The organism is Enterobacter sp. WCHEn090032 (assembly GCF_003986875.1).
GTDB classification, from domain to species: Bacteria; Pseudomonadota; Gammaproteobacteria; order Enterobacterales; family Enterobacteriaceae; genus Enterobacter; species Enterobacter sichuanensis.
This window is the reverse complement of sequence record NZ_RXRN01000003.1, coordinates 184,796-198,168: the sequence shown is the minus strand read 5'-3', so window position 1 is coordinate 198,168 and position 13,373 is coordinate 184,796. Positions and strand designations below refer to the sequence as shown.

The 13,373-nt window shown below is 53.3% G+C and carries 11 protein-coding genes; 7 read left to right on the top strand and 4 right to left on the bottom strand.

Annotation, left to right across the window (positions count from 1 at the left end; translation table 11 throughout):
- The first annotated feature begins 2 nt into the window (after positions 1 to 2).
- The 4 genes from EKN83_RS03930 (at position 3) to EKN83_RS03915 (ending at position 3,550) form a co-directional block, all read left to right on the top strand.
- Positions 3 to 620: a DMSO/selenate family reductase complex B subunit gene (locus EKN83_RS03930; RefSeq protein WP_025756019.1), complete on the top strand. Its 618-nt coding sequence runs from the start codon at positions 3 to 5 to the stop codon at positions 618 to 620.
- Between the two features lies 1 nt (position 621).
- Entirely contained in the window at positions 622 to 1,485 is an 864-nt protein-coding gene (locus tag EKN83_RS03925; protein ID WP_126800373.1) for a dimethyl sulfoxide reductase anchor subunit family protein, read from the top strand.
- Between the two features lie 275 nt (positions 1,486 to 1,760).
- Positions 1,761 to 2,909 (top strand): MFS transporter, encoded by a 1,149-nt coding sequence (locus EKN83_RS03920; RefSeq protein ID WP_025756017.1) that lies wholly within the window; start codon positions 1,761 to 1,763, stop codon positions 2,907 to 2,909.
- Between the two features lie 122 nt (positions 2,910 to 3,031).
- Complete coding sequence (locus tag EKN83_RS03915; protein WP_025756016.1) at positions 3,032 to 3,550, top strand: anti-virulence regulator CigR family protein; 519 nt, start codon at positions 3,032 to 3,034, stop codon at positions 3,548 to 3,550.
- 41 nt (positions 3,551 to 3,591) lie between these two features.
- On the opposite strand, the gene pflA is transcribed toward EKN83_RS03915, so the two are convergent.
- From pflA to ycaO, 4 genes are all read right to left on the bottom strand, one after another.
- Positions 3,592 to 4,332 carry a pyruvate formate lyase 1-activating protein gene (gene pflA / locus EKN83_RS03910; protein ID WP_025756015.1) on the bottom strand — a complete coding sequence of 247 codons (741 nt, stop codon included), beginning with the start codon at positions 4,330 to 4,332 and terminating at the stop codon, positions 3,592 to 3,594.
- Positions 4,333 to 4,536: 204 nt separating this feature from the next.
- Positions 4,537 to 6,819: a formate C-acetyltransferase gene (gene pflB, locus EKN83_RS03905; RefSeq protein WP_045284490.1), complete on the bottom strand. Its 2,283-nt coding sequence runs from the start codon at positions 6,817 to 6,819 to the stop codon at positions 4,537 to 4,539.
- Positions 6,820 to 6,870: 51 nt separating this feature from the next.
- A complete protein-coding gene (gene focA / locus EKN83_RS03900) occupies positions 6,871 to 7,728 on the bottom strand; it encodes a formate transporter FocA (RefSeq protein WP_126800372.1) in 858 nt (285 codons plus the stop codon).
- Positions 7,729 to 8,134: 406 nt separating this feature from the next.
- Positions 8,135 to 9,895, bottom strand: a complete 1,761-nt coding sequence (gene ycaO, locus EKN83_RS03895) for a 30S ribosomal protein S12 methylthiotransferase accessory factor YcaO (protein WP_162185033.1) — start codon at positions 9,893 to 9,895, stop codon at positions 8,135 to 8,137.
- Between the two features lie 127 nt (positions 9,896 to 10,022).
- On the opposite strand from ycaO, the gene EKN83_RS03890 reads away from it, so the two are divergent.
- The 3 genes from EKN83_RS03890 (at position 10,023) to aroA (ending at position 13,316) form a co-directional block, all read left to right on the top strand.
- On the top strand, positions 10,023 to 10,715 hold the full coding sequence (locus EKN83_RS03890; protein WP_126800371.1) for a DUF421 domain-containing protein: 693 nt from the start codon (positions 10,023 to 10,025) through the stop codon (positions 10,713 to 10,715).
- Between the two features lie 162 nt (positions 10,716 to 10,877).
- On the top strand, positions 10,878 to 11,966 hold the full coding sequence (gene serC, locus EKN83_RS03885; RefSeq protein WP_126800370.1) for a 3-phosphoserine/phosphohydroxythreonine transaminase: 1,089 nt from the start codon (positions 10,878 to 10,880) through the stop codon (positions 11,964 to 11,966).
- 66 nt (positions 11,967 to 12,032) lie between these two features.
- Positions 12,033 to 13,316, top strand: a complete 1,284-nt coding sequence (aroA, locus tag EKN83_RS03880; protein WP_045284487.1) for a 3-phosphoshikimate 1-carboxyvinyltransferase — start codon at positions 12,033 to 12,035, stop codon at positions 13,314 to 13,316.
- The last annotated feature ends 57 nt before the right edge of the window (positions 13,317 to 13,373 follow it).

Here is a 13,373-nt window from a genome sequence, read left to right as displayed (position 1 = left end):
CGATGACAACCCAGTATGGATTTTTTATTGATTCCAGCCGTTGCACCGGGTGCAAAACCTGCGAGCTGGCCTGTAAAGATTACAAAGACCTGACTCCGGACGTGAGCTTCCGTCGCATCTACGAATACGCCGGGGGCGACTGGCAGGAAGATAACGGCGTCTGGCATCAGAACGTGTTCGCTTATTACCTGTCGATTGCCTGTAACCACTGTGAAGATCCCGCCTGTACCAAGGTCTGCCCGAGCGGCGCGATGCATAAGCGCGAAGACGGTTTTGTGGTGGTGGATGAAGATGTTTGCATCGGCTGTCGCTATTGCCATATGGCCTGCCCCTACGGCGCACCGCAGTACAACGCCGCGAAAGGGCATATGACCAAATGCGATGGCTGCCACACCCGCGTCGCAGAGGGCAAAAAGCCGATTTGCGTCGAATCCTGCCCGCTGCGCGCGCTGGACTTCGGCCCTGTTGAAGAGCTGCGTCAAAAACACGGTCAGCTTGCCGCAGTGGCGCCCCTGCCGTCTGCGCACTTCACGAAGCCAAGTATTGTGATTAAACCTAACGCCAACAGCCGTCCTACAGGTGATACCACCGGCTACCTGGCAAATCCGAAGGAGGTGTGAGATGGGAAGTGGATGGCATGAATGGCCGCTGATGATCTTCACGGTCTTTGGTCAGTGCGTGGCTGGTGGCTTCATTGTGCTCGCGCTGGCGCTGCTGAAGGGCAATCTCAGCGGCGAACAGCAGCAGCGTTTAGTGTTGAGCATGTTTGGCCTGTGGGTGCTCATGGGAATTGGTTTCATTGCTTCTACGCTGCACCTGGGCTCGCCGATGCGCGCATTTAACTCTCTGAACCGTGTGGGCGCCTCGTCCCTCAGTAATGAGATTGCCAGCGGGGCGATTTTCTATGCCGTTGGCGGGCTGGGCTGGCTGCTGGCCGCAATGAAGAAGCTGCCTGCGGCTCTACGCAGCCTGTGGCTGATCGTGACCATGGTGCTGGGCGTGGTGTTCGTGTGGATGATGGTGCGCGTCTATAACACCATCGACACGGTTCCCACCTGGTACACCGTCTGGACGCCAATGAGCTTCTTCCTGACCATGTTTATCGGCGGGCCGCTGCTGGGCTATCTGCTGCTGCGCGTGGCGGGGGTAGACGGTTGGGCTATGCGCTTGCTGCCTGCCGTTTCGCTGCTGGCGCTGGTCGTGAGTGCTATGGTTGCCCTGATGCAGGGCGCTGAACTGGCAACCATTCACAGTTCGATTCAGCAGGCGTCTGCCCTGGTGCCGGATTACGGTTCGCTAATGGCCTGGCGTGTCGTTCTGCTCGTCGCGGCATTGGTATTCTGGATTGCCCCGCAGCTCAAAGGTTATCAGCCCGCGCTGCCGCTGCTGTCACTGGCCTTTGTACTCGTCCTGGCGGGCGAACTGATTGGCCGTGGGGTATTCTACGGATTGCATATGACCGTGGGTATGGCTGTCGCCAGTTAATACGGACATTCCTTCTGTAAAGCCGGGTCAGAGCGCCCGGCTTTTCTTTTTTTCGATCATGAAATTTTTCGACTGTCGTTTTGTTTTAATTTAGGCCATTAATAAACAAAAACAGAGACATAATTAATATCTATAGCAGGCGTGGCATTAGCAGGATAAGTTTTTTAAATCGACAGGGAACATATTGTGCCTGGCGGCTAAGTCAGTGGATTGACTTTGTTTTTGCCAGTGGCATGATGCGCACGAAATCTGAACTTCCTCACGGCTTTTAATCCATGACCACCTATACCCGGCCAGTGCTGCTGTTGCTCTGTGGCCTGCTGCTGTTGACCCTGGCGATCGCAGTGTTAAATACGCTCGTTCCGCTGTGGCTCGCCCATGAAAACTTACCGACCTGGCAGGTGGGTATGGTCAGCTCGTCCTTTTTTACCGGAAACCTGCTGGGCACGCTGGTGACAGGGAGCCTTATTAAGCGCTTAGGCTTTAACCGCAGCTATTACCTGGCCTCGCTGATTTTCGCCGCCGGGTGTGCGGGGCTGGGCCTGATGGTCGGCTTCTGGAGCTGGATGGTGTGGCGTTTTATCGCCGGCGTAGGCTGCGCGATGATTTGGGTGGTTGTTGAAAGTGCGTTAATGTGCAGCGGCACGTCGCGCAACCGCGGGCGCCTGCTGGCAGCCTATATGATGGTGTACTACGTGGGGACCGTGCTGGGGCAGCTGATGGTCAGCAAGCTGCCAACCGATCTGATGAGCGTTCTGCCGTGGGTGACGGGTATGGTGCTGGCCGCAATCCTGCCGCTGCTCTTTACCCGTATTGTGAACCAGAACAGCGAACATCAGGAAGCCACCCACGTCTGGCCAATGCTGAGACTCCGGCAGGCACGTCTGGGGGTAAACGGCTGCATTATTTCCGGGATTGTACTGGGCTCGCTCTATGGCCTGATGCCGCTCTATCTGAACCATCAGGGCGTCAGCGATTCCGGGATCGGCTTCTGGATGGCGGTGATGGTGAGTGCGGGCATTCTCGGCCAGTGGCCTATTGGCCGTCTGGCGGACCGTTTTGGCCGCCTGCTGGTGCTGCGCGTTCAGGTCTTCGTGGTGATCATGGGATGCCTCGCCATGCTCAGCAACGCCGCGATGGCACCGGCGCTGTTTATTCTTGGGGCTGCCGGTTTCACGCTCTATCCGGTCGCGATGGCCTGGGCCTGTGAGAAAGTGGAACATCATCAGCTGGTGGCTATGAACCAGGCGCTTTTACTGAGCTATACCATCGGCAGTTTATTAGGGCCGACATTTACCGCGATGCTAATGCAGAATTATTCCGACAATTTGCTGTTCATCATGATCGCCAGCGTGTCGTTTATTTATCTCCTGATGCTGCTGCGCAAAGCGGGCGAACATCCAACGCCAGTGGCCCATGCCTGATTAAATAAAAGCCAGTCATCGACTGGCTTTTTATCCCCATCACATCTAAGACTTTTACGCATTGTTTGTTTACCGCGCCAGGCGATAATTCAGGTGAGTTCTATCACTAAAAGGCAGCAACCATGGCTACACGTCGTTTAACCACTACCGCACTGGCAGTAGTGTTGTCTTTAACGTTTGCTACAGCACCGGTCATGGCTAATCCTGGAAACGGGAATGGCGGTGGTGGTCACGGTAACAGTGGCGGACAAGGTAATGGTGGTAATCACGGCAATTCCGGAAATCACGGTAACGGAAATTCCGGTACCCATGGTAGTAAACACAATACAGACAACCCGGGTAAATCAAATAAAAGCGTCAGCGATGATGTCGATGCTCGTGTAAGCTTCGATCATGCCCGTCATCTGGCAGTGAACTATGGTTTAACCGGCTATGAGTCACTGCCTCCGGGCATTGCGAAAAACCTTGCACGCGGTAAACCACTGCCTCCGGGGATTGCGAAGAAAACCGTGCCGGCTTCTATGCTGGACCAGCTGCCCTCCTATCCTGGCTATGAATGGCGCGTGGTCGGTGACGATCTGGTCTTAATTGCACTCAGCACGGCTGTGGTGACGACCATTATTAACGGTGTGTTCAAATAGAATAAATAAGGCCCGGTTTTTACCGGGCCTTTTCTTTAATACTAATACATTACTTTGTGACCGTACTGTTCAAGAATACCTTTCACGCGCTCCATCGTCTCTTTCTTCGGCGGCTTCACGCCATCAAGCTTATATTCTTCGCCCATTGCCACCCATTTATGTTTTCCCAGTTCATGGTAGGGCAGAAGCTCAATTTTCTCGACGTTGCCCATGTCGCGGGTAAATTCGCCCAGGCGGTGCGCGGAATCGTCGTCATCTGACCAGCCTGGGACCACCACGTAGCGGATCCAGGTTTTAATGCCTTTCGCTGAGATATATTTAGCAAACTCCAGCGTACGGTGGTTGGACACGCCAACCAGATTCTGGTGGATCTCGTCGTTCATCTGTTTGAGATCGAGCATCACCAGATCGGTCACTTCGAGCAATTCATCAATAACGGGATCGTAGCGGCGCACAAAACCGTTCGTGTCGAGGCAGGTATGAATACCTTCTTTGTGGCAGGCGCGGAACCAGTCGCGGACAAACTCGGCCTGAAGAATGGCCTCGCCACCGGACGCCGTCACACCACCGCCGGACGCGTTCATAAAGTGGCGGTAGGTCACCACCTCTTTCATCAGATCGTCGACGGTCACTTCTTTCCCGCCGTGCGTGTCCCAGGTGTCGCGGTTATGGCAGTACAGGCAGCGCATCAGGCAGCCCTGGAAAAAGGTAATAAAGCGGATACCCGGGCCATCGACGGTGCCACAGGATTCAAAGGAGTGAATGCGACCAATAGTTGACATTGCGGTGATATCTCCAGCATCGGCCCGTCCGGGGCCTGTGTATGCACAGCTCAAAACCGGCTGTGTTGAAGTCTGTTTTGGCTGATATCCATAGAGTATAGATAGCGGACAAAAGAGACTGAGGTGGAGAGGGTGCTAAAAAGGCCCCACTGACGTGGAGCCTTTATTGTACGCTTTTTAACGCGTGATTTCAGTCATTTCCACTTACATGGACTGAGTGAAAGTACGGGTGATAACGTCCTGCTGCTGTTCTTTGGTCAGGGAGTTAAAACGTACTGCGTAGCCAGATACGCGGATGGTCAACTGAGGATATTTCTCAGGGTGTTCCATCGCGTCGAGCAGCATTTCACGGTTCATTACGTTCACGTTCAGGTGCTGACCACCTTCGATGGACGCTTCGTGGTGGAAGTAACCATCCATCAGACCCGCGAGGTTTGTTTTACGCACTTCGTCGTCTTTACCCAGCGCGTTTGGCACGATAGAGAAGGTATAGGAGATACCATCTTTCGCGTAAGCAAACGGCAGTTTCGCAACGGATGTCAGAGAGGCAACAGCACCTTTCTGGTCACGACCGTGCATTGGGTTAGCACCTGGGCCGAATGGCGCGCCAGCACGACGACCGTCTGGGGTGTTACCGGTTTTCTTACCATACACAACGTTAGAGGTGATGGTCAGAACAGACTGAGTCGGGATAGCGTTACGGTAGGTAGTGAGTTTCTGAATTTTCTTCATGAAACGTTCTACCAGGTCAACCGCCATGTCATCCACGCGAGCGTCGTTGTTACCAAACTGCGGGTATTCGCCTTCGATTTCGAAGTCGATAGCCAGACCATCTTCGTCACGAATTGGTTTAACTTTCGCATATTTGATTGCAGACAGGGAGTCAGCAGCAACGGACAGACCTGCGATACCACACGCCATGGTGCGGATAACGTCACGGTCGTGCAGCGCCATCAGAGAGGCTTCGTAGCTGTACTTGTCGTGCATGTAGTGGATAACGTTCAGCGCAGTGACATACTGTTTAGCCAGCCAGTCCATGAAGTGATCCATGCGGTCCATGACTTCGTCGAAGTTCAGAACATCGCCTTTTATCGGCTCAGACTTAGGACCCACCTGCATTTTCAGTTTTTCATCAACGCCGCCGTTGATAGCGTACAGCATGGTTTTCGCCAGGTTTGCACGCGCACCGAAGAACTGCATTTGTTTACCAACAACCATTGGGCTTACGCAGCAAGCGATAGCGTAATCGTCGTTGTTGAAGTCCGGACGCATCAGGTCATCGTTCTCGTACTGCAGAGAAGAGGTGTCGATGGACACTTTAGCGGCGAATTTCTTGAAGTTCAGAGGCAGTTTTTCAGACCACAGAACGGTGATGTTCGGCTCCGGAGAAGGACCCATGGTGTACAGGGTGTTCAGGAAGCGGAAGCTGTTTTTAGTTACCAGAGTACGACCATCAACGCCCATACCACCGATAGATTCAGTTGCCCAGATTGGGTCACCGGAGAACAGCTCATCGTATTCAGGGGTACGCAGGAAGCGAACCATACGCAGTTTCATGACCAGGTGGTCAATCATTTCCTGTGCGTCTTGCTCGGTAATTTTGCCAGCTTTCAGGTCACGTTCGATGTAGGCATCCAGGAAGGTGGATACGCGACCGAAGGACATTGCGGCACCGTTCTGAGACTTAACTGCGGCCAGGTAGCCGAAGTAGGTCCACTGGATAGCTTCCTGAGCGTTGGTTGCAGGACCAGAGATATCGCAGCCGTATTTCGCTGCCATTTCTTTGATCTGACCCAGCGCGCGGTGCTGTTCAGCAATCTCTTCACGCAGACGGATAGTCGCTTCCAGGTTTACGCCGTTTTCCAGATCGGACTGCAGGGAAACAAACTGCGCGTACTTGTCTTTCATCAGGAAGTCGATACCGTACAGCGCAACGCGACGGTAGTCACCGATGATACGGCCACGGCCATAGGCATCTGGCAGACCAGTCAGAACGCCAGATTTACGGCAGTTCAGAATGTCTTTGGTGTAAACATCGAATACGCCCTGGTTATGGGTTTTGCGGTATTCGGTGAAGATTTTTTTCAGCATTGGGTCCAGCTCGCGGTTATACGCTTTGCAGGAACCTTCAACCATTTTAATACCACCGAACGGGATGATTGCGCGTTTCAGTGGTGCTTCAGTCTGCAGACCAACGATTTTCTCAAGGGCTTTGTTGATATAGCCAGCGTCGTGAGAAGTGATGGTGGAAGCCACGGAGGTGTCAAAATCAACTGGCGCGTGAGTGCGGTTTTCCAGTTTAACGCCTTCCATTACGCTGTCCCACAGCTTGGTGGTCGCTTCAGTTGCGCCAGCCAGGAAGGATTCGTCACCTTCATACGGGGTATAGTTTTTCTGAATGAAGTCACGTACGTTGACTTCATTCTGCCAGTCACCTTTCGCAAAACCTTCCCAGGCTGTGGCTAACTTTTCATTAAGCTCGGACATGTAACACCTACCTTCTTAAGTGGATTTTTTATTTACTGCCTGAGAAAACCATCAATGATGATCGTCGCCACGCAGGTAAATGACCCAGTATGTCAACCCAACTAACAGACCCCCACCGATAATGTTCCCGATAGTGACAGGGATCAGGTTATCAGTAATGAAATTCATAATAGTCAGGTGAGAGAAACTTTCCGGGGATGAACCAACTGCGGTCCAGAACTCCGGGCTTGCAAAGTCGCGGATGACAATGCCCATTGGGATCATGAACATATTCGCGATACTGTGCTCAAAGCCGCTGGCAACAAACATCGCAACCGGCAGAACCATGATTAAGGCTTTGTCCATCAGGCTACGACCGGAGTAGCTCATCCATACAGCCAGGCAGACCATCAGGTTCGCGAGGATGCCGAGAGCAACGGCTTCAATAAATGTGTGGTGCATTTTGTGGTCGGCGGTTTGCAGGACGTTCAGTCCCCAGCCGCCGTTGGCGGTCATGTACTCGCCAGAAAGCCACATCAACAAAACAAAGAGCAGACAGCCAACCAGGTTACCCAGGTAGACGTTAAGCCAGTTACGTGCCAGCTGACCCCAGGTAATTCTTCCGCTGGCCTTTGCCACGACAATCAGCACCGTTGAGGTGAAGAGATCGGCACCGCAAATGACGCAAAGAATCAGACCCAGTGAGAAGCAAATGCCGCCAATCAGTTTGGCCATGCCAAAAGGCATTCCGGCTGTACCGGTGGTGGCGGTGATGTAGAAGACGAAAGCGATAGAGATGAACACACCAGCCGTGATCGCCAGATAGAACGTCTTCATCGGGTGTTTCGTTGCTTTATAGACACCCGCTTCTTCGGCGACTTTTGCCATCGCAGCGGGGAGTAAAAGATCAAAAGGGTTGTCAGCTTTCACACTAACTCTCTCTTTATTAAGTCGGCGACGAGATACTAACAAAGCATTATAGAAGAGAAATTGATATAGATCATATCTCGCCTGGCTTATAGGCCCGCAGTGTGTATGGTTTTACACCAAATGCGGAGTAAGTATTTGATTATCCGTATAAAAATAAATTTTAAAAGTTGTGAAAAGAGTTGAATTTTTTCGTTCGGCCACCTCTGAAACAGTTAATTAATATGGAGTATTAGCCATAAAAAGTAACAGTAAAGTCCGGGTAGATATTATTATATTTACCCATGATTAACTTTATTATTACAATCAACAGTCATTGCCGAAGAAAATAAAAAAAGGGGCAATGAAATTGCCCCGTAATATAGCCCAGCTGATTGAATACGCCTACTGCTGGTAATGTTATGTGCGCTTATTTTGACCAGTAAGCGGCTTTCGCTTTCTGCAGCTTCTCATAGGCCTTCAGCAGCGACTGATGCGCCGGGAAGGCTTTCAGATCGCTGTCAACAGCCTGCAGACCGTAGAACGGCTCTTCACCGCTCAGCGCCGCGCTGGCCGCTTCTACCGCCTCGGCACCGTACATGCGCACAAAAGCATTCAGATACTGCAGCGGCTCACGATCCTCTTCCTGCGCGAGAAGCAGGAGGGTTTGCAGGCAGCGGTAATAGTTGGTGCGCTCGGCAGAGAAGACCGACTGGTTAAACTCCATGGTCCACTCGGTCCAGGCCAGGGCCTGATCCAGATCGCCGCCCGCCAGCGCCAGCATCGCTTTCAGCTCGCCGATGCGCAGGGTATACCAGCCGTTATCTTTACCGGTGGCCAGACCGAGCAGCTCGCGTACGCGTGTGAAGTCATCGTGGCCTTCCTCGTCCAGCTGGGCGATCAGGTTCAGATAATCCTCTTTTTCCCATTCGCTGCCCGGCAGTGCCAGCAGCGTTTCACGCAGATGCGCGCCCATGCTGTTATTCGCCAGCCACAGATCTTCAGCAGGGTAGATGTCGGACATGCCAGGAACAATAATACGGCACGCATAGACGCCCAGGTGCTCGTAGTCAGCAATGTAGACTTCTTTATCTTCGGATTTGAAGATGGCCATCAGCGTGGCGAACTCTTCTTCCGTGGTACCGGCAAAGCTCCAGTCCACGAAAGGATAGTCTGCGTCCTGTTTGAACAGATCCCATGAGATCAAACCGCTGGAGTCGATGAAGTGGGTTTCCAGATTGGTATGCTCAGCCACTTCTTCATCGTCGAACGTTGGCGGCGTAAACACGTCGAGGTCTTTCAGGCTACGGCCCTGAAGCAGTTCGGTCACGGTACGTTCCAGCGCTACGCCGAAGTCCGGATGTGCGCCGAAGGAGGCGAAGCAGGTGCCATTCGTCGGGTTAAACAGCACAACGCAGATAACCGGGTATTTACCGCCCAGCGAGCCGTCATACGCAAAGATTGGGAAACCTTCGGCTTCCAGTTTGGCGATGGATTCCACCACGCCCGGATAACGCGCCAGCACGTCTGCCGGAATTTCAGGCAGGCTGATGGATTCGGCAATAATGCGGTTTTTAATGTGGCGTTCGAAGACTTCAGACAGACCCTGCACGCGCGCTTCATTGCGGGTATTACCGGCGGACATGCCGTTAGACACGTACAGGTTGCCGACGATGTTCATCGGGATATAGACGGTCTGCTCATCCGACTGACGGGTGAATGGCAGGGCGCAAATACCGCGATCTTCGTTACCGGACTGCAGATCGATCAGCATGCTGGCGGTCAGTTCGTTTTCGGGATCGTAAAACGCACGCAGACGCGTATCCAGGATACCTTCCGGCAGTTCGTCATCTTCGGTCAGCGGGAACCATTTTTCATTCGGGTAGTGAACGAACGGGCCGTTAGCGATGGTTTCACCCAGCCAGAAATCGGCGAAGAAGTAATTGGTGGACAGACGCTCAAAATACTCACCCAGCGCAGAGGCCAGTGCCGCTTTTTTTGTCGCGCCTTTACCGTTGGTAAAGCACAGGGCACAGTCTTTATCGCGAATATGTACGGACCAGACATGCGGCACCGGATTGAGCCAGGAGGCTTCTTCGATGTTAAAACCCAGGTCGGTCAGTTTCTGCTGGAAGCGAGCGATGGAATCTTCCAGGGCGGCGTCTTTGCCGGGGATAAACGTTTGAGTCATGGCGTTCACTTTTATCGTACGTAAAGCGCGCAATGATACGGGTTTTGCGTGACAGGTGCTATCTCCGGCGAAAATAAAAGACTGGGCTATGCTTACTGTCAGTAACTCACTGTTAAGGCATAGAAAAATGAAAGCATTCGATCTCCAGCGGATGGCGTTTGATAAAGTCCCTCCCGAATTTTTAGGCGAAGTGGCGCTGCGTAGTCTGTATACCTTCGTTCTGGTCTTCCTGTTTCTTAAAATCACCGGCCGTCGCGGCGTGCGGCAGATGTCGCTTTTTGAAGTATTGATCATCCTGACGCTGGGTTCAGCGGCGGGGGATGTCGCTTTTTATGATGATGTGCCGATGGTGCCGGTGTTTATCGTTTTTGTCTCACTGGCGCTCCTCTATCGCCTGGTAATGTGGCTGATGTCGAAAAGCGAAAAGCTGGAAGATCTGCTTGAAGGAAAGCCGGTCGTGATCGTCGAGGACGGTCAGCTGGCCTGGGAAAATGTCCAGAGTGCCAATATGACCGAGTTTGAGTTCTTTATGGAGCTGCGCCTGAACAGCGTGGAACAGCTCGGGCAGGTGCGTCTGGCGATAATGGAAACTAACGGGCAGATCAGCGTCTATTACTACGCGGATGAGGACGTAAAGCCCGGTCTCTGTATTTTGCCGGATATGCTGATCGAGCGTTTCAGGACGGTCCCCGAAGCAGGCGATTACGCTTGCGTAAGATGTAGCCATGTTGTGACCATGAAGCCTGGCGATCGTCAATTATGCCCTCGCTGTGCAAATCCGGAATGGACGAAGGTTAGCCGGGCTAAACGGATCACCTGACAGCCATTTTGTCGGTTTTGCGATAGCGAAGCGGCAGATTGTTTTGTGTGACGCGGGGCACATTTCACCGGTCATAAGTTTTAGACATTGCGGCGCGTGTCACTGAATGATAAAACCGATATCCACAGTTATAACTTATGGCTTTTAGCGTGGTGAGGGGAAATGGCTCAAGTCTTTAATTTCAGTTCAGGTCCGGCAATGTTACCGGCAGACGTGCTTAAACAGGCTCAACAGGAACTTTGTGACTGGAACGGTCTGGGGACGTCGGTGATGGAAATCAGCCACCGGGGTAAAGAGTTTATTCAGGTGGCGGAAGAGGCAGAAAAGGATTTTCGCGATCTGCTGAATATTCCCTCGAACTACAAAGTATTGTTCTGCCATGGCGGCGGACGCGGCCAGTTTGCTGGCATACCGCTAAACATCCTGGGTGATAAAACGACGGCAGACTACGTTGATGCGGGCTACTGGGCGGCCAGTGCGGTGAAAGAAGCGCACAAGTACTGCACGCCGAATGTTATCGACGCCAAAGTGACCGTTGACGGTCTGCGTGCCGTGAAGGCCATGAGCGAGTGGCAACTCTCTGACAACGCTGCGTATCTTCACTACTGCCCGAACGAAACCATCGACGGTATCGCCATCGACGAGACCCCGAACTTCGGTAAAGACGTGGTGGTTGCCGCAGATTTCTCCTCCACCATTCTTTCTGCGCCAGTTGACGTCAGTCGCTACGGTGTAATTTATGCGGGCGCGCAGAAAAATATCGGCCCTGCTGGCCTGACTATCGTCATCGTGCGCGAAGACCTGCTGGGTAAAGCGCATAAATCCTGCCCGTCGATTCTCGATTACACCGTGCTGAACGATAACGACTCCATGTTCAACACCCCGCCGACGTTTGCCTGGTACCTGTCCGGCCTGGTCTTCAAATGGCTGAAGCAAAACGGTGGTGTGGCGCAGATGGACAAGGTTAATCAGCAGAAAGCCGAGCTGCTGTACGGCGTGATTGATAAGAGCGATTTCTATCGTAACGATGTGGCGAAAGCCAACCGTTCGCGCATGAACGTGCCGTTCCAGCTGGCGGACAGCAACCTGGATAAAGTCTTCCTGGAAGAGTCCTTCGCGGCAGGTCTGCACGCGCTGAAAGGCCACCGAGTGGTGGGCGGCATGCGTGCCTCCATCTATAACGCCATGCCGCTGGAAGGCGTTAAAGCGCTGACCGATTTCATGATTGACTTCGAACGTCGCCACGGTTAATTGCGCTGTTTTCACCCCCGTAGCCCTGCTGCGGGGTTTTTATTATGTTGAGTTGAGATAAGTTTCATGGAATCCCTGACGTTACAACCTATCGCGCGGGTAGATGGCACCATCAATCTGCCTGGTTCAAAAAGTGTCTCGAACCGCGCTCTGCTGCTGGCAGCTCTGGCAAACGGCACCACCGTCCTCACGAACCTGCTGGACAGCGATGACGTGCGCCATATGCTCAATGCGCTGAAAGCGTTGGGAGTTCATTACACGCTGTCTGACGACCGTACCCGCTGCGAGGTGACGGGGAACGGCGGCGCGCTACGCTCGGCTGATGAGCTTGAACTGTTTCTGGGTAACGCGGGGACCGCAATGCGTCCGCTGGCGGCAGCGCTGTGTCTGGGCAGCAACAACATTGTCCTGACAGGCGAGCCGCGCATGAAAGAGCGCCCGATCGGCCATCTGGTGGATGCCCTTCGTCAGGGCGGCGCGCAGATTGAGTATCTGGAGCAAGAGAATTATCCACCCCTGCGTCTGCGCGGGGGCTTTACCGGCGGTAACGTCGAGGTTGACGGTAGCGTATCCAGCCAGTTCCTGACGGCGCTGCTGATGACCGCACCGCTGGCACCGCAGGATACCGTTATCACTATTAAGGGCGATCTGGTTTCCAAACCGTACATTGATATTACGCTGCATCTGATGAAGACCTTCGGTGTAGAGGTTGAAAACCAGGCTTATCAGCGTTTTGTCGTTCGCGGCGCCCAGCAATATCAGTCTCCGGGCCATTACCTGGTGGAAGGGGATGCCTCTTCCGCTTCGTATTTCCTGGCTGCCGGGGCGATTAAAGGCGGCACGGTGAAAGTGACCGGCATTGGCCGTAACAGCGTGCAGGGCGATATTCGTTTTGCTGACGTGCTGGAGAAAATGGGCGCCATTGTCACCTGGGGCGATGATTTCATCTCCTGTACACACGGTGAATTGAAGGCCATTGATATGGACATGAACCATATCCCGGATGCGGCGATGACCATCGCCACGGCGGCGCTGTTTGCAAAAGGCACCACCACGCTGCGTAACATCTACAACTGGCGCGTGAAAGAGACAGATCGTCTGTTCGCAATGGCCACCGAGTTGCGTAAGGTGGGAGCTGAAGTGGAAGAGGGCGAAGACTACATTCGCGTTACACCTCCGGCAAAACTGCAGTTCGCGGAAATTGGGACCTACAACGATCACCGTATGGCGATGTGCTTCTCGCTGGTGGCGCTGTCCGATACCGCGGTGACCATCCTCGATCCAAAATGTACGGCGAAAACCTTCCCGGACTACTTCGAACAGCTGGCCCGCATCAGTACTCTGGCCTGATAACAGCGTGCCGCATCGCCCGATGCGGCATTTGCTTACGCTTCCTGACGTTCATTC

What these genes read in the sequence shown, in the direction of transcription:
- EKN83_RS03930 (WP_025756019.1), top strand. Translation starts at nt 3, where the DNA reads ATGACAACCCAGTATGGATTTTTTATTGATTCCAGCCGTTGCACCGGG.
- EKN83_RS03925 (WP_126800373.1), top strand. Translation starts at nt 622, where the DNA reads ATGGGAAGTGGATGGCATGAATGGCCGCTGATGATCTTCACGGTCTTT.
- EKN83_RS03920 (WP_025756017.1), top strand. Translation starts at nt 1,761, where the DNA reads ATGACCACCTATACCCGGCCAGTGCTGCTGTTGCTCTGTGGCCTGCTG.
- EKN83_RS03915 (WP_025756016.1), top strand. Translation starts at nt 3,032, where the DNA reads ATGGCTACACGTCGTTTAACCACTACCGCACTGGCAGTAGTGTTGTCT.
- pflA (WP_025756015.1), bottom strand. Translation starts at nt 4,332, where the DNA reads ATGTCAACTATTGGTCGCATTCACTCCTTTGAATCCTGTGGCACCGTC.
- pflB (WP_045284490.1), bottom strand. Translation starts at nt 6,819, where the DNA reads ATGTCCGAGCTTAATGAAAAGTTAGCCACAGCCTGGGAAGGTTTTGCG.
- ycaO (WP_162185033.1), bottom strand. Translation starts at nt 9,895, where the DNA reads ATGACTCAAACGTTTATCCCCGGCAAAGACGCCGCCCTGGAAGATTCC.
- EKN83_RS03890 (WP_126800371.1), top strand. Translation starts at nt 10,023, where the DNA reads ATGAAAGCATTCGATCTCCAGCGGATGGCGTTTGATAAAGTCCCTCCC.
- serC (WP_126800370.1), top strand. Translation starts at nt 10,878, where the DNA reads ATGGCTCAAGTCTTTAATTTCAGTTCAGGTCCGGCAATGTTACCGGCA.
- aroA (WP_045284487.1), top strand. Translation starts at nt 12,033, where the DNA reads ATGGAATCCCTGACGTTACAACCTATCGCGCGGGTAGATGGCACCATC.